This is a genomic window from Lentzea kentuckyensis, from assembly GCF_002150765.1.
In the GTDB taxonomy this organism is placed as follows: domain Bacteria; phylum Actinomycetota; class Actinomycetes; order Mycobacteriales; family Pseudonocardiaceae; genus Lentzea; species Lentzea kentuckyensis.
Genome location: NZ_MUYM01000261.1, coordinates 15,327 through 29,845, shown reverse-complemented (window position 1 = coordinate 29,845; position 14,519 = coordinate 15,327). Strand labels below are relative to the sequence as shown.

The 14,519-nt window shown below is 68.2% G+C and carries 18 protein-coding genes; 11 read left to right on the top strand and 7 right to left on the bottom strand.

Annotation, left to right across the window (positions count from 1 at the left end):
- Positions 1-138: 138 nt before the first annotated feature.
- The 3 genes from B0F77_RS46715 to B0F77_RS50800 form a co-directional block, all read right to left on the bottom strand.
- On the bottom strand, positions 139-636 hold the full coding sequence (locus B0F77_RS46715) for an MOSC domain-containing protein (protein ID WP_086669401.1): 498 nt from the start codon (positions 634-636) through the stop codon (positions 139-141).
- Positions 615-1,112, bottom strand: a complete 498-nt coding sequence (gene msrA, locus B0F77_RS46710; RefSeq protein ID WP_086669400.1) for a peptide-methionine (S)-S-oxide reductase MsrA — start codon at positions 1,110-1,112, stop codon at positions 615-617. The genes B0F77_RS46715 and msrA overlap by 22 nt, the downstream gene beginning before the upstream one ends.
- 184 nt (positions 1,113-1,296) lie before the next feature.
- Entirely contained in the window at positions 1,297-1,653 is a 357-nt protein-coding gene (locus B0F77_RS50800) for a DUF202 domain-containing protein (RefSeq protein ID WP_342746923.1), read from the bottom strand.
- Positions 1,654-1,718: 65 nt separating this feature from the next.
- Here B0F77_RS50800 and B0F77_RS46705 point away from each other — a divergent pair, with 65 nt between their 5' ends.
- Entirely contained in the window at positions 1,719-2,462 is a 744-nt protein-coding gene (locus B0F77_RS46705; protein ID WP_086669399.1) for a carboxymuconolactone decarboxylase family protein, read from the top strand.
- A gap of 131 nt (positions 2,463-2,593) precedes the next feature.
- Positions 2,594-3,313 carry a polysaccharide deacetylase family protein gene (locus B0F77_RS46700; protein ID WP_086669398.1) on the top strand — a complete coding sequence of 240 codons (720 nt, stop codon included), beginning with the start codon at positions 2,594-2,596 and terminating at the stop codon, positions 3,311-3,313.
- Positions 3,314-3,316: 3 nt separating this feature from the next.
- Here the strand turns inward: B0F77_RS46700 and B0F77_RS46695 are convergent, their stop codons facing one another.
- Together B0F77_RS46695 and B0F77_RS46690 are read right to left on the bottom strand one after the other, a co-directional pair.
- Positions 3,317-4,189, bottom strand: a complete 873-nt coding sequence (locus B0F77_RS46695; protein WP_086669397.1) for an SDR family NAD(P)-dependent oxidoreductase — start codon at positions 4,187-4,189, stop codon at positions 3,317-3,319.
- Entirely contained in the window at positions 4,189-4,914 is a 726-nt protein-coding gene (locus tag B0F77_RS46690) for an SDR family oxidoreductase (RefSeq protein ID WP_086669396.1), read from the bottom strand. The genes B0F77_RS46695 and B0F77_RS46690 overlap by 1 nt, the downstream gene beginning before the upstream one ends.
- Before the next feature lie 93 nt (positions 4,915-5,007).
- On the opposite strand from B0F77_RS46690, the gene B0F77_RS46685 reads away from it, so the two are divergent.
- A complete protein-coding gene (locus tag B0F77_RS46685; RefSeq protein WP_086669395.1) occupies positions 5,008-5,679 on the top strand; it encodes a TetR/AcrR family transcriptional regulator in 672 nt (223 codons plus the stop codon).
- A 3-nt stretch (positions 5,680-5,682) separates the two neighbouring features.
- Here B0F77_RS46685 and B0F77_RS46680 read toward each other — a convergent pair whose 3' ends face one another.
- Positions 5,683-6,432: an NPP1 family protein gene (locus B0F77_RS46680; protein ID WP_425435854.1), complete on the bottom strand. Its 750-nt coding sequence runs from the start codon at positions 6,430-6,432 to the stop codon at positions 5,683-5,685.
- A gap of 177 nt (positions 6,433-6,609) precedes the next feature.
- On the opposite strand from B0F77_RS46680, the gene B0F77_RS46675 reads away from it, so the two are divergent.
- From B0F77_RS46675 to B0F77_RS46655, 5 genes are all read left to right on the top strand, one after another.
- On the top strand, positions 6,610-7,089 hold the full coding sequence (locus tag B0F77_RS46675; RefSeq protein ID WP_086669393.1) for a hypothetical protein: 480 nt from the start codon (positions 6,610-6,612) through the stop codon (positions 7,087-7,089).
- An 85-nt stretch (positions 7,090-7,174) separates the two neighbouring features.
- Positions 7,175-8,620 carry an argininosuccinate synthase gene (gene argG / locus B0F77_RS46670; protein WP_086669392.1) on the top strand — a complete coding sequence of 482 codons (1,446 nt, stop codon included), beginning with the start codon at positions 7,175-7,177 and terminating at the stop codon, positions 8,618-8,620.
- A gap of 60 nt (positions 8,621-8,680) precedes the next feature.
- Positions 8,681-9,427: a YwqG family protein gene (locus tag B0F77_RS46665; protein WP_245849587.1), complete on the top strand. Its 747-nt coding sequence runs from the start codon at positions 8,681-8,683 to the stop codon at positions 9,425-9,427.
- Positions 9,427-10,101, top strand: a complete 675-nt coding sequence (locus tag B0F77_RS46660; RefSeq protein ID WP_086669390.1) for a DUF1963 domain-containing protein — start codon at positions 9,427-9,429, stop codon at positions 10,099-10,101. Before B0F77_RS46665 ends, B0F77_RS46660 begins: the two co-directional genes overlap by 1 nt.
- Positions 10,094-10,924, top strand: coding sequence for a phosphotransferase (locus B0F77_RS46655; protein WP_158103040.1), 831 nt, complete (start codon positions 10,094-10,096; stop codon positions 10,922-10,924). The genes B0F77_RS46660 and B0F77_RS46655 overlap by 8 nt, the downstream gene beginning before the upstream one ends.
- Here the strand turns inward: B0F77_RS46655 and B0F77_RS46650 are convergent.
- A complete protein-coding gene (locus tag B0F77_RS46650) occupies positions 10,878-12,095 on the bottom strand; it encodes an MFS transporter (RefSeq protein WP_086669425.1) in 1,218 nt (405 codons plus the stop codon). The genes B0F77_RS46655 and B0F77_RS46650 overlap by 47 nt on opposite strands.
- Before the next feature lie 82 nt (positions 12,096-12,177).
- Here B0F77_RS46650 and B0F77_RS46645 point away from each other — a divergent pair, with 82 nt between their 5' ends.
- The 3 genes from B0F77_RS46645 to B0F77_RS46635 all read left to right on the top strand — a co-directional run bounded on the left by B0F77_RS46645 (position 12,178) and on the right by B0F77_RS46635 (position 14,499).
- Positions 12,178-13,065 carry a LysR family transcriptional regulator gene (locus B0F77_RS46645; protein ID WP_086669388.1) on the top strand — a complete coding sequence of 296 codons (888 nt, stop codon included), beginning with the start codon at positions 12,178-12,180 and terminating at the stop codon, positions 13,063-13,065.
- Positions 13,066-13,346: 281 nt separating this feature from the next.
- On the top strand, positions 13,347-14,351 hold the full coding sequence (locus B0F77_RS46640; protein ID WP_245849585.1) for a DMT family transporter: 1,005 nt from the start codon (positions 13,347-13,349) through the stop codon (positions 14,349-14,351).
- Positions 14,248-14,499: a phosphopantetheine-binding protein gene (locus B0F77_RS46635; protein ID WP_086669386.1), complete on the top strand. Its 252-nt coding sequence runs from the start codon at positions 14,248-14,250 to the stop codon at positions 14,497-14,499. Before B0F77_RS46640 ends, B0F77_RS46635 begins: the two co-directional genes overlap by 104 nt.
- Positions 14,500-14,519 lie beyond the last annotated feature (20 nt).

Genomic DNA, 14,519 nt, shown 5'->3' with positions numbered 1-14,519 from the left:
ACCGAGCAGAGCACCTGCACCTCCGGCTCGTTCTCGGTCAGGTTCGCGATGGTGAGCGGAACCAGAGGCCACGCCGGCGCGTGCGTGCGGTGGTGGGGTTGATCGCGGCGATGATCGTTGGCTTGCGGCGCAACCACTTCATCCGCCAACTGTGCCGAACGCCGCTGTCCCGAGGCGCAACACCCCGTCGTCGAGGGGCACGGTCCGGACACCACCCTTGCCCCGCAAGGCTTTGAACGCGCCCGGCGCGATCACGGCGTCCATCCAGGCGCACGGGTTCGCGGGCCGGTGGACCTCGAACCGCACCGGCCCGTCGCCGGAGTCGAGACTGAAGACGGTGCCGCGCGGCAGTGCGTCCACATCGAACCCGCGCACGACGATGTTCCGCCGTGCCACCAAGGGATCCACGGGCCACGGGTCGAGTGACTCGGCGGCGATCAGCGTGACGGCGGCGTTGCGGTGCGCCGGGTGGTTGAAGTACCGGTCGCCGACGATGCCGCGTTTGGCGCGGATCTCCACGTGGTCGCGCGAAACGGGTTCAGGATCGGAACGAGGGCCGTCCGACGGACGGCCCTCGCAGGCGTGCACGGGTGAGACGTGCAGGCCGACGATCTCTACTTCTCGCCGAGCTGCCATTCCGGCCTCACGTAGTGGCACGTGTAGCCGTTCGGGTAGCGCTCCAGGTAGTCCTGGTGCTCCGGCTCGGCCTCCCAGAAGTCCGACGCCTGGGTGACCTCGGTGACGACCTTGCCCGGCCACCTGCCGGAGGCGTCGACGTCGGCGATGGTCGCCTCGGCCACCTGCTTCTGCGCATCGGTGTCGTAGAAGATCGCCGAACGGTAGCTGGCGCCGATGTCGTTGCCCTGGCGGTTGCGGGTCGACGGGTCGTGGATCTGGAAGAAGAACTCCAGGATCTGCCGGTAGCTCAGCTGCGCGGGATCGAACACGATCTCGATGGCCTCGGCGTGGTTGCCGTGGCGGCGGTAGGTGGCGTTCGGCGTGCTGGGGTCGCCGGTGTAGCCGACGCGGGTGGAGACGACTCCGGGGTGGCGGCGGAACAGGTCCTGCATGCCCCAGAAACAGCCGCCCGCGAGAACAGCCTTCTCCGTCACAGTGGTTCTCCTCTACTCGGTGTTCACTCTGCAGAACGCTCTGGCTCGCCGGGTTCATCCCCGCCAGGTTGTGACGTAACCATTACGGCCACCGCCGATGATTGTCGGACCTCTCGCGGGATTTGAAGCAGAGGGCGAGCCAGTACTCGAGGTCGGCGTTGTGTTGCGCGAGCAGGCCAGCATTCTAGCCGGGCCGCCGAGGCCAACCCACTCGCACACGGGCTGCAGCGGGCAGTGGCGCTGGAGGGCGTCGCGGACGTCGGCGATACGCCACTCCCACACGATGTTGACCTTGTGCTGGCGCTTGCCCTCGGCGACGCGGGTGACCCGGCTGCCTCGTCAGGCTGCCACTCCCGTGCAGCCTGCCTAGCTGGCGCCGTGTGTACGCACAGTGACCGTAGGTCCACTCAAGTTCGAGAACGCCAAGACGATGCATCCCAGCGCGAGTCCGGCGGATCCAGGAGAGGAACGTGCGTTCGTTGGCCAGCGTGAACCGGTAGTCCGGTTCCTGAGCGGAAAGGCCACGGCGAAGCGGTTCCAGGACGCGGGCGATGAGTTCGGGCGGCCGGCGGGATCAGTGAGGGGGAACGGCCGCGCCGCGGCCCGGTGGCGAGCTTCGACAGCGCGGAAGGGTTCCGCGCGATGGCGAAGCAGGCCGGTGCCGGGGTGCGCGAGTTCTCCGTGCGGCGACAGTTCCGCGACGGCGATGCGGTGTGTTCGATCATCGACTGGCGGATGGCGCCGGTCGACGGGCTGATGACCGCCGCCGAGCTGCTGACCGTGCGGGACGGTGAGATCGTCACCGGCGAGCTGATCCACGACCCGCGAGCACTGGACGCCGCCACGCCCAGCGGCGTCGTCGACCTGGTCGAACGCGGATACGACACGATGATCCACCTCTTCGCCCAGCTGAGCGCGGGCGAACGGCCACCCGGCGCTTGCGGCGTACCTGCCCACCGACGACGGTGCGTGCCGCGGCTACGGGCTCATGGTGCCTACTGCGTGGCCGCGCACTCCACCATCGCTCTGCGCGTCGGCGTCGCCGAGGACGTCGTCGAAGCGCTCCGAGCAGGAAAGCCGTTGCCGGACAACGAACTGGAAGCGGTGCGGCGGCTCACCCGGTCGATCGTGGCTGACCGGGGCTGGGTCGGCGACGAGGAGATCGACGTGTTCCTCGCGGCCGGCTACACGCGACGGAACGTCCTCGACATCATTCTCGGCGTGGGCATGAAGACGCTGTCCAACTACAACCAACCACATCGCGCACACCCCGCTGGACCCCGCCTGGCAAGGCCAGGAATGGAGCCACGCGCAACCACCCGTAGAGCCCCTGTCTCCTTTGTGCGTTGACTTCGCTCGGCTCCAGCGCACTGATGACGCTCGGCTTCGTCACGGTGTTCGGGCTGTTCGGCGATGGTGATCCGCCGCTCGATGACGGGGGTGCTGCGCATCGGGAAGGGCGCGTTGGCCATAGTGGACGCATGAAGTGGTTGCGCCGCAAGCCAACGATCATCACCGCCGCAGGCCTCGTCGTCGTGCTCGCCGTGGCGGCCACCCTCTGGAACCTCAGCAGTTCCCGCACGTTCCAGTTCTTCGGTGAGCTGGTGAACCGCGTCGAAACGACCGAGAAGGTCGTGGCGCTCACCTTCGACGACGGCCCTGATCCGGCCGGCGCCCAGCAGGTCCTCGACACGCTGAACGAAGAGCAGGTCAAGGCCACGTTCTTCCTGATGGGCCGCGACCTGCACAACCACCCCGAGCTCGGCAGGAAGATCGCGGAGGCCGGCCACGAGATCGGCAACCACACGTACAACCACCAGCGCATGGTCGGCGTGCTGCCGAGCACGGTGGCGAGGGAGGTCGAGGACACCGACGCGCAGATCAGGAAGACCGGCTACCAGGGCACCATCCACTTCCGCCCGCCCAACGGCAAGAAGCTCTTCGCCCTGCCGCACTACCTGAGCCGGCACGACCGCAAGACGATCATGTGGGACGTCGAACCGGACTCGGCGGGAACGCCCACGGCACAACAGATCGAGCAGGAGGCACTGAATCTCACCAAGCCGGGCTCGATCATCCTGCTGCACCCGATGTACCAGAGCCGCGACCAGACCAGGCGGGCGCTCAAGCCGATCATCGGCAACCTCAAGGAGCGCGGCTACCGGTTCGTCACCGTGTCCGCGCTCCTCGGCCAAGCCTGACGATCAGATCAGGTCGGCCAGCTCCACCCGGCGGAGGAACTCGCCGCGGACCCGGTCCGCCACCTTGTTGACGACCTCGGCGCCGTCGTCGGACGGATCGACGTGCACCCGGAACGGCGGCTTCTCCGCGCCCACGACCGACACGATGGCATCGGCGACCGCGCTCACGTCGGCCCACGACGGTTCCAGCTCTGCCAGGCGGGCGCCGACCTGGTCCATCAGGCCGGGGTAGAACTCCTCGTAGGCGGACGCGACATCGCCGTCGGCGGGGGTGCCGCTGTGCGCGAAGTGGTTGGTGCCGTGGGTGAACGCGCCCGGCACGACGATCGTGGTCTCGATGCCGAACCGCAGCAGCTCGGCGCGGTACGACACGGCGACCGCGTCCATCGCCGCCTTGGCCGCGAAGTACGGCGCCAGGTACGGGGGAGTGCCGCCGCGCGTCGACGAGGAACCCACCCACACGACGTGGCCGGAGCGTTGCGCGCGCAGGTGCGGCAGGGCGGCGCGGTTGACCCGTTGGGTGCCCAGGACGTTCACGTCGTACAGCGCCGCGTACTGCTCCGGTGTGAAGGCCTCGGCCGGGCCGGTGACCATGTGGCCGGCGTTGTGCACGACCACGTCCAGGCGGCCCTGCTCGGAGATGATCGACGCGACCGCGGCGTCGGCGGACTCCTGCGACTGCACGTCCAGCTCGACGGCGTGCACGTCGAGACCGCTCTCCGCACCGAACGCACCGAGCTCGGCGACCGCGGGTGCGTTGCGTCCCAACGTTTCCCGCATGCCCGCGTAGACGGTGTGGCCCGCGCGAGCCAGCGCACGGACAGCGAGCGCCCCGAACCCGCTGGACGCTCCGGTGACCACGATGATCTTGCCCATCAGATGATGCCTCCGTTCGCACGAACGACCTGACCGTTGATCCAGCGGGCCGGTCCCGCCAGGAAGGAGATGACCTCGGCGATGTCGTCGGGGGAGCCGATGCGCTCCAGCGGCGCCTGCTTCGCGAGGGTGTCGATCGTCGCCTCGTCCTTGCCGTCCAGGAACAGGGCGGTGGCGGTGGGGCCGGGGGCGACGGTGTTCACGGTGATGTCGCGGCCGCGCAGTTCGCGGGCCAGCACCAGGGTCAGCGCCTCGACGCCGCCCTTCGACATCGCGTAGGCGCCGTACTGGGGGAACCGCAGGCCCACGACCGACGACGAGACGTTGATGATCGCGCCGCCGTTGCGGAGACGACGCGCTGCCTGCTGGGACACGACGAACGTGCCACGGGCGTTGGTGCGCATGATGCGGTCGAAGACTTCGAGGTCCATGTCCGCGACCGTGCCCAACGGCATGATGCCTGCGGAGTTCACGACGACGTCCACGCCGCCGAAAGTCTCAACGGCAAGATCAAAGGCCGCTGAAAGCGCGATCTCGTCGGCCACGTCGGCCTGCGCGGCGATGGCCTGGCCACCGGTCGACTTGATCTCCTCGACCGCCTTGTCGGCCTCGGTCTTGTTGCCGGCGTAGACGATGACGACGGCCATGCCGTCTGCGGCGAGACGCTCGGCCGCTGCCCGCCCGATGCCCCTCGAACCGCCGGTGACGATCGCAACGCGTGTCATATCAGTGCTCCCAGCTGCTGTTTCCGTCGCTAACGCAATCAACGTATCACCGGTATCGAATCGGCGCTACCTCTGATGTGTTATCGTCGTTACATGGACACGAGAGCGCGTCTGGTGAAGGCTGCGGCCGACCTGCTGATCGAGGGCGGCAAGGAAGCCGTCTCCACGCGCGCGGTCGCGTCGGCGGCGGGGGTGCAGGCGCCGACGCTGTATCGGTTGTTCGGGGACAAGGACGGCCTGCTGGACGCCGTCGCGGCCTACGGGTTCTCCGACTACCTCGCGACCAAGCACGCGATGGGTGCGAGCGACAACCCGGTCGACGACCTGCGTCGCGGGTGGGAGATGCACATCGGGTTCGGCCTCGCGAAGCCCGCGTTCTACCTGCTGATGTACGGCGAGGCGCGCAAGCGCGAGTCGCGGCTGGAGGCGGACGCGATGCTCCGCGAGATCATCAGCCGGATCGCGGCGGTGGGCCGGTTGACCGTTCCGGTCGAGCAGGCCGCGGAGTTCGTGCACGCGGCGGGCATGGGCGTGGTGCTGTCGTTGATCGCGACGCCGGAGCGCGAGCGCGATCTGGGGCTGATCACGTTCTCCCGGGAACAGGTGATCAGGGCGATCACGACGGACGCCTCACCGGACGAGCCGACGGACATCCCGAGCCGTGCGATCGCGCTGAGGGCCGCATTGGAGGAGGACCCGCCCCTGATGCTGTCTCCAGCGGAACGGGCCCTCCTGACCGAATGGCTCGATCGCGTCGCTAAGTGAGCCTCACGCGTTCGGGTCGAACGGGATCCCCGACGGCTTCGCGATGCCCAGGTTGTGGTTGAACGCGCTGTCCTTGATCGCCAGCGAGGCGTTGCCGAAGTTGGCGTTCACCAGGACGTCGCGCACCCCGGCCGGGAAGCGGTTCCAGCTGACCAGGTCGGGGTACTGGTAGACCCCGTAGTGGTTCTCCGCCTGCTCGGTGAAGCCCGCGAGGCGGAAGCAGTGCGTGCTGGCACCGTCCTTGTGGTAGATGATCTTCGCGTGGGTGCCTTCCCAGGCCACCTTGTCCCGCGAGTAGGTGCTGTACTTGCCGTGCGCCGACGTCGAGACGTACTGGGCCACGTCGTTCTGCACCCACACGATCACGTGCTCGATGTCGTGCCGGTGACCGCAGCAGTCCCAGCCCGGCACGGCCTGGTCCTTCTCGAAGTACAGGTCGTACAGGTAGGCGCACCAGCCGTTGTTGCACTTGCTGCGGCTGTAGGAGTTCGTGTTGTCCAGATCGGACTTGTCGTGGCACTGGCCGTTCAGCGCGCCCGAGTTCTTCAGGCCCGACGCCACCTGACCGGTCGGCGAGATCGCCGGGGTCGGATAGCAGCCGTCACCGTCGTAGTCGAACGCCGGTTGCCACTTGCCGTCGGCCTCCTCGTAGTTGGCCGGGATGGCCTGCGGCGGGTCGGCGAGCGCGATTCCGGGGAACAACGCCGTGATCAGGAGTGCGCCGGCCAGCGCGGGTAGGAGCTTCTTCCTCAACAGGGGCCTCGATTCCGGGGAGCAGGGGAGCGGAGAGGCTTGCCAGGCAGAAGGTGGTACATGAACGGCGTTCACGTCTAGATACGTGGCCAAAACTTTGCCGTACCGGAAAATTAACAACGATGGCGCGGCCGGCACGCCGGGCGGGAATGGTCCAGTGTCGTCACACTGCGAACCATGTTTCCCAGGACCGCGCGGGAACGGTGGTGGTGCGCCGAGCCTGAGCAGAAGAACCGCAGCCAGGCGATCGGCCTGCGGCTCGCCATCGCGTACCACGAGCGGGATGCCGAAGGCGTCGCGCGCATCCTGCCGGAGGACGACGACGAGGTCCGGCTGGTGATGGGCGCGCTGGAGAACGGCCTGCTCGCGCTCAACCAGCTCTACCCGCCCGGCCCGCCGGACGAGGTCTGGGAACGCGTCACCCCGATCATCGACGCCGTCGCACCCACGGGCGTCGCACCTCGCGCACGGGCGTTGCTCGCCGCGATGTCGCACGCCATGTACAACGCCACGCTCGGTGAGGTCTACGAGCGCAAGGAGCAGGATCCGTACATCGGCGCGCACCTGTTCGCGGCGATCACGGCGATGCGCGCGGACGAGCGCGAGGGCGGCATCGAGCGGATGCAGGACAAGGCCGACGAGTTGGACTCTATCTAGGCTCGACCTGCGCAAACACGGTTGAGGCACAAGTAACAGACCCCCGAACGTGCATGCTCATACATTGTCGTGCATAATTCTCAACGTGTCCAAGGTGCTCACTTCACTTCCGGCCGGCGAACGCGTCGGCATCGCCTTCTCCGGTGGTCTCGACACGTCGGTCGCGGTCGCGTGGATGCGTGAGAAGGGCGCTGTGCCCTGCACGTACACCGCGGACATCGGTCAGTACGACGAGCCCGAGATCGAGACCGTCCCCGGCCGCGCCGGCACGTACGGTGCCGAGATCGCGCGCCTCGTCGACTGCCGGGCCGCGCTCGTCGAGGAGGGGCTCGCGGCGCTGGCTTGCGGCGCGTTCCACATCCGCTCCGGTGGCCGCGCGTACTTCAACACGACCCCGCTCGGGCGGGCGGTCACGGGCACCATGCTCGTGCGCGCCATGTTCGACGACGACGTCCAGATCTGGGGCGACGGCTCCACCTACAAGGGCAACGACATCGAGCGGTTCTACCGCTACGGCCTGCTCGCGAACCCGTCGCTGCGGATCTACAAGCCGTGGCTCGACGCGGCGTTCGTGACCGAGCTCGGTGGCCGCAAGGAGATGTCCGAGTGGCTGCTGGAGCGTGACCTGCCCTACCGGTCCAGCGTCGAGAAGGCGTACTCGACCGACGCGAACATCTGGGGCGCCACGCACGAGGCCAAGTCGCTCGAACTGCTCAACGAGGGCATCGAGATCGTCGAGCCGATCATGGGCGTCAAGTTCTGGGACCCGTCGGTCGAGATCGCGACCGAGGACGTGACCATCGGCTTCGACCAGGGCCGCCCGGTCACCATCAACGGCAAGGAGTTCGGCAACGCCGTCGACCTGGTGCTGGAGGCGAACGCCATCGGCGGCCGCCACGGTCTCGGCATGTCCGACCAGATCGAGAACCGCATCATCGAGGCCAAGAGCCGCGGCATCTACGAGGCGCCCGGCATGGCGTTGCTCTTCATCGCCTACGAGCGCCTCGTGAACGCGATCCACAACGAGGACACCGTCGCGGCGTACCACAACGAGGGCCGCAAGCTCGGCCGGCTGCTGTACGAGGGCCGCTGGCTCGACCCGCAGGCGCTGATGATGCGCGAGTCGCTGCAGCGGTGGGTCGGCTCCGCGGTCACCGGCCAGGTCACGCTGCGGCTGCGCCGGGGCGACGACTACTCGATCCTCGACACGGCCGGCCCGGCGTTCAGCTACCACCCGGACAAGCTGTCGATGGAGCGCACCGAGGACTCGGCGTTCGGCCCGGTCGACCGCATCGGCCAGCTGACCATGCGCAACCTCGACATCGCGGACTCGCGCGCCAAGCTGGAGCTCTTCGCGGGCCTCGGCATGGTCGGCACGCGGCAGTCGGCGCTCATCGCGGCCCAGGTCGAGCCGACGCAGCTGATCGGCGAGGTGCCCGACGGCGGCGCGGAGGCCATTGCCTCGCGCGGTGAGGTCTCGGACGCCGACGCACTCCTCGACGCCGCGGCGATCGAGTCGGGAACGGACTGATTCGGCTGCTTCCGGCCCCTTGCGAGGGGCCGGAAGCTAGCCTGTTCTCTCGTGTCGATCATGGGGGAGTGGGCCCGGCCCGCTGTTCGTCTGCATCCGGCCCAGGGTGCTCCGGGAGTGACCGACAGCCACATCGGTGGGCCGATGCTGTGGCCCGCGGCCGAGCCGTGGCCGTGGTGTGACGGCAGCAAGCACGACGAGGGCCTCACGATCCTCCCCGCCGACAGCCTCGGCGTCCGCGTCGCGTTGATCGGCGCCGTGCAGCTCTTCCGGCGCGACTTCCCGGAGCTGCCCTTCCCGGACGGCACCGATCTGCTCCAGGTCCTGTTGTGCCCGTTGGAACACACCGACGAGAAGACGGACCATTTCGGCCCGTGCGTGCGCCTTGTGTGGCGCTCGTCTGCCGTCGATGACGCCCTGGAGGCTCCACCGCAACCCACGGTGTTCGAGCCCCAGTACCGCACACGGCCGTGCGTGCTGCACCCGTGCCGGATCGTCGAGCACCCGATGGGCGACGAACAGCCCGTCGGCGCGAACGACTGGCCACCGGTCGCGAACGGCAGCAAGATCGGCGGCTGGGCGTTCTGGTGGCAGACCTCGCCGTACGGGTTGGAGTGCCCCACCTGCGGGACCGACCGCCGCCTTCTGCTAGCTCTGTACACCCATGAGGAACCCGAGAAGGAACTCTGTTCCTGCGAGACCGCCGAACGCGCGGTCGTCGGGTGGGAGTTCGGCCGGGAGGGCGCTTTGAACGTGTTCGCGTGCACACAGGACGTGCGGCACCCGATCAAGCTGCACGTCGACTGATGGGCAGGCAGGACTGGGCGAGGCCCGCGGTGCTGCTGAACCCGCTGGAGGGCGAGCCGACGGACGCCGACAGCCACATCGGCGGCCCGATGCTGTGGCCGATCGACGAGCCGTGGCCGTCGTGCGACGAACACGGCGAGCCTTTTGTCGGTGCCGTGCAGCTGTATCAGCGCGACTTCGCGGAGCTGCCGTTCCCCGACGGCATCGATCTGCTGCAGGTGTTCCTCTGCACGCTCGATCACGACGCCGAGCACGCCTACGGCCCGGACGTGCGGCTGGTGTGGCGTGACTCCACGACGGTGTTCGAGCTGATCGAGGAGGAGCCCGAGCCGTCGGTGCAGGAGGAGATGTACGTCCCCACGGTCAACGTCTTCGAGCCGATCCGGTACGTCGAGTACCCGAAGCCGGTCGAACGTCCTGAGGAACTGCGGGACGAGGAGTGGCCGGAGACGTCGAGCGGCTCGAAGATCGGCGGCTGGACCGCGTGGTGGCAGTCGGGCCCGCTGGAGTTCGCGTGCCCGGAGTGCGGTTCGGTGCAACGCCAGACGCTGTCGCTCGCGACGCACGAGCCGTCTGGTGACGACGTCGAGTGGGAGTTCGGCAGCGAGGGCAATCTGAACATCCTGCTGTGCACCAAGGACGTCCGCCATCCCGCCCAGCTGCACATTGACTGACCTGAACGAGCTCGCCACCGAGCTCGGACTGCGGCCCGTCGAGTTCGCCACCACCGGTGCGGACTTCCTCGTGTTGCACGCTGAGGACGCCGACGGCGCGGGCTGGATCTTGCGCGCGCCGCGGCGTGACTGGCCGTTGAAGTGCATGGGTCCCGAACGGGCGTTGCTCGATCTCGTCGCGGACCGCGTTCCGGTGGCGGTGCCGCGCTGGCTGCCCGAGGTCGAGCACGTGGCCGTCTACCGCAAGCTGCCCGGCGACATCTCGGAGAACCCGCCGGAGCGGTACTTCGAAGACGTGGCGCGGTTTCTCGCCGCCCTGCACGCGGTACCGCAGGACGAGGCCGCGCGGACCGGCGTCGAGGTGCGGCAGCCGGACGCGATCCGCGAGACCATCGCGCGCAAGATCCACCGCGCCCGCGCCGAGCTGGGGCTGCCGGACGCGTGGTGGCACCACTGGCAGGAGTGGCTCGGCGACGACGAGCCGTGGCCGCCGTGGTCGTTGCTGGTGCACGCCGACATCAAGCCGGCGAACACGTTGGTGCACGACGGAAGGCTCTCCGGCGTCATCGACTGGACCGACGCGCTGGTGGGCGATCCCGGTGCCGACTTCCGCCGGCTCGTGCAGCGGTTCGGGCGGCTCGACGAGCTGCTCGAGGCCTACGAACGGCACGGCGGGCGAACCTGGCCTGGGATGCGGCGGCACGTCGAGGAACGTGTCCGGATGGCGCCGGTCGACTCCGGGCTCTACGGCATCGACTCCGGCCAGGATCACTACGTCAGGACCGCCGTGCAACGGCTAGCCCTAGTGCGGCCAGGAGGATGAGCAGGATTCCGGCGAACCACGTCATGACCGTCGTGGGTGCGAGGAACCGCGTCGCGAGGCCGATCGACAGCGACGGCACGCTCATTCCCAGGTAGGCGATGAAGAACAGGCCCGCCAACGCCTCCCCGCGCTTCGCCGGTGCCGCCATCGACGCGACCGCTCCGATCGCCGCCTTGAACTGCACCCCCGCGCCGGCCCCTGCGATCGCCCCACCGGCGAGGAACAGCGGGAAACTCGTCGCATACATCCCGCCGACGACGAGCAGCATGCCGATCGCTTGTCCGCCAATGCCGATCGTGCGAAGGACGCGCACCGGCAGTCCACCTGCGACGGTCTGTGCGAGGGCGGCGCCGCCGAACACGATGAAGATCACGAGACCGGCCAGCAGCCGCGACGGGTGGTGCAGCTCACCCGCCACGAATCCCGGTGAGACGGACGTGAACACGCCGAAGACCGCGAGCGCCGAGAACGCGCCCGCACCCGCGATCACATAGCCCCTGCGGTCGCCGTGGTCGGCGCTGATCCGTTGTGGACGATAGGAAACATGTTTTCTGGCAACGGTTTCCGGCGTGAGTGCCACCGCGACGATGCTGACCACGAGCAGCCCGGCCAGCACGACGTACGGCGTGCGCAACGGCGAGGACACGTACTGCGCGAGCACTCCCGCGATCAGCGCGCCGAAGCCGAGGCCGCCGATGTTCGCGGCGGTCGACACGATCTCGAACCGGCGCGGCGAGGCGCCGGGGCGGTGCCGCGCGTGCAGGTCGTGGAGGTAGGCGGTGGCGGTCGCGGTGATCATGCCGACGCCCAGGCCGTTGACCAGCCTGGCGGTGATCAGCACGGGCAGTGCGGTGCTGGTCAGGAAGAGCAGGGCGGACACCAGTTCCAGGCCCAGTGCGGAGATCAGGACGGTCTTGCGGCCGGCCCAGTCCGACACGTGGCCCGCGAGCACGAGGCTGATCACGACGCCGGCCGCGAAGGCGGCGAACACCACGGTGATGGCGAAGGTCGAGAAGCCTTCGCGGGCGACGTAGAGGGGGAAGAGCGGCGACGGCACCGTCGAGTAGGCCATGGCGATGAGGAAGGCGCCGGCGACGGCCCAGAAGCCTCTGCCGTGGCGACTGCTGACCGCCGGTGGCGGGGCGACCGGTGAATCGAGGAGCAGGGACATGCCACCACCCTGCGTGCCAGGCTTCATCACGTCCAACGAAAGTTGAAGCTGACGATCATCACTTTCTGAGATACTCGCTGGTGTGGACCTGCGCCAGCTGGAGTACTTCGTCGCGGTCGCGGAGGAACGCAGCTTCACCCGTGCCGCCGCTCGCCTGCACGTCGTGCAGTCGGCCGTCTCCGCCGCGATCAAGACCCTCGAACGCGAGCTCGGCGCGGCCCTGCTCGACCGCAACGCCAAGCGGGTCCTGCTGACGGATGTGGGCGAGGTGCTCCTGCCCAAGGCCAGGGCGGTGCTGGACGCGGCCACCGAGGCGGGGGACGCCGTGGCACAGGTGCGGGGCGGCCTCACCGGCACCGTCCGGCTGGGCACGCTCAACTCGATCATGCTGATGGACCTGCCAGCGCTGCTCGGCGAGTTCCACCGCCGCCACCCCGGCGTGCTGGTGCGCACCAGTGTGGCCACCTCGGGGTCGCAGGGGCTGGTCGAACAACTTCTGGACCGCCGCCTCGACCTCTCGTTCGTGTCCCTGCCGGGCGAGGTGCCGGACGGGATCGTCCTCGACGGACTCTCCCATTCGGTGATGGATCTGGTGGTGCCGCACGGTCATCCGCTGGCGGACCGGACCGAGGTCCCGATCACGGACCTCGCCGGCCTCGACTTCATCGACTCGCCGCTGGGCTTCGGCAACCGGGCCGTCGCGGACCGGGCGTTCGCGGCGGCCGCGGTGCCGCGCCGGGTCACCCTGGAGATGTCCGACATCCGCACCGGCGTCGACTACGTGCGGCACGGCCTCGGCGTCGTGTTGCTGCCCGACTCCATCCTCGGTGCCGCGGCCGGCGTGACCACCCTGAAGGTGACCGGCGCGGACCTCAGATGGCCGCTGGGGCTGGCCAGGCCGGCGGACCGCGCGCCGAGCGCGGCGGCCAGGGCGTTGATCGCGGTGGTGCACGAGTTCTTCACTCAGTGAAGAGTGAAGCGAAAACGGATTCTCGATTCGACGGCGGGCGCACTTTAGCAGCGGTACGTCCAGTCGCCTGGAACGTCCACCCATTGGTGATCGATTGGGGCCGTTCGAGTGAAGCCGGACCACCTTCTTGACGGTTCTTCCCGACCTGGGTAGGAATTTGGTCAGGAACCACTGGGGATCCGCTCGCAGCGTCGCGGGCAACACACACGACTTTCGGGCTTGCTGTGCTGTTGCCATGCGTCAAAACAGGGGGAGTAATGGCGGGGTCGCGCGGTTTTGGCGTGCTTGTCGCATATCTGGTGCTCGCACTGACGTGGGGTTCGAGCTTTTTCTTCATCAAGATCTCGCTCGCCGGGTTGTCGCCTCAGCAGCTGGTGCTCGGCAGGCTCGTGCTCGGCGCGGTCACGCTCAACGTGATCCTGCTGCTCACCAGGAAACGCTGGCCGAAGGACCGCCGGCTGATCGGGCACCTCGCGGTGGTGGCGTTCCTGCTGTGCGTGCTGCCGCTGCTGCTGTTCGCGTGGGCCGGTCAATACATCCCGTCCGGCCTGTCGAGCATCTACAACGCCACGACGCCGCTGATGACGATGGTCATCGGGCTCGCGTTGCTGCCCGCCGAGCGCCTCGGCCCGCTGCGGTCGTTCGGCATCGTCGTCGGTGCCGCCGGGATCCTCGTCGTGCTCGCGCCGTGGCGGCTGTTCGGACAGCTCAACGAACTGTCCGGGACGGCGTTGCCGCAGGTGGCGTGCCTGGTCGGGACGGCGAGCTACGGGCTCGCGTTCAGCCACATGCGGCGGTACGTCTCCGGCCAGCACTCCCACGACGCGGCCACCATCGCCGCGGTCCAGGTGACGCTCGCGGCGGCGATGATGCTGCTCACCGCGCCGTTCTTCGTGTTCGAACCGGTGGAGCTGAACACGACCATCGTGCTCGCCGTGCTGGTGCTCGGCGTGCTCGCCAGCGGCGTGGCCTACATCTGGAACACGATCATCGTCGAGCGCTGGGGAGCCACCCCCGCCTCGACCGTCACCTACATCTCGCCGCTGGTGGGCGTGGTGCTCGGCATCGTCGTGCTGGGGGAGCACCTGTTCTGGAACCAGCCGGTGGGGGCGCTGATCGTCGTCCTCGGAATCCTGCTCAGTCAGGGAATCATCGGTCCGAAAAAACAAGAGGTGGGGAACAATGTCGGCAACTCTGACCGGTCTGGACACCTTCGTGATCACCCAGATCGAGGAGGAGATGGGCGTCAGCGGGGTCACGCTCGCGTCGAAGCTCGACGAAATTGACATGGACTCGCTGACGTTCTCCGAAGTTCTCATGAGCGTCGAGAAAGAATTCGGCGTCGATCTCGAGGAACTGCTGGAGACGTTCGTGCTGGACGCGAACTCGACGGTGGGCGGACTGGTCGAGTCCATCACCGCAAAGCTTTCCTGACATTCGAAATTCAGGGGGAT

Excerpts from the sequence above, each read along its gene's own strand:
- B0F77_RS46685 (WP_086669395.1), top strand. The coding sequence starts at position 5,008 with ATGGACACGAGAGCGCGTCTGGTGAAGGCTGCGGCCGACCTGCTGATC.
- B0F77_RS46650 (WP_086669425.1), bottom strand. The coding sequence starts at position 12,095 with ATGTCCCTGCTCCTCGATTCACCGGTCGCCCCGCCACCGGCGGTCAGC.
- B0F77_RS46695 (WP_086669397.1), bottom strand. The coding sequence starts at position 4,189 with ATGGGCAAGATCATCGTGGTCACCGGAGCGTCCAGCGGGTTCGGGGCG.
- B0F77_RS46690 (WP_086669396.1), bottom strand. The coding sequence starts at position 4,914 with ATGACACGCGTTGCGATCGTCACCGGCGGTTCGAGGGGCATCGGGCGG.
- B0F77_RS46635 (WP_086669386.1), top strand. The coding sequence starts at position 14,248 with ATGTCGGCAACTCTGACCGGTCTGGACACCTTCGTGATCACCCAGATC.
- B0F77_RS46665 (WP_245849587.1), top strand. The coding sequence starts at position 8,681 with ATGGGGGAGTGGGCCCGGCCCGCTGTTCGTCTGCATCCGGCCCAGGGT.
- B0F77_RS46715 (WP_086669401.1), bottom strand. The coding sequence starts at position 636 with ATGGCAGCTCGGCGAGAAGTAGAGATCGTCGGCCTGCACGTCTCACCC.
- B0F77_RS46700 (WP_086669398.1), top strand. The coding sequence starts at position 2,594 with ATGAAGTGGTTGCGCCGCAAGCCAACGATCATCACCGCCGCAGGCCTC.
- B0F77_RS46660 (WP_086669390.1), top strand. The coding sequence starts at position 9,427 with ATGGGCAGGCAGGACTGGGCGAGGCCCGCGGTGCTGCTGAACCCGCTG.
- B0F77_RS46675 (WP_086669393.1), top strand. The coding sequence starts at position 6,610 with ATGTTTCCCAGGACCGCGCGGGAACGGTGGTGGTGCGCCGAGCCTGAG.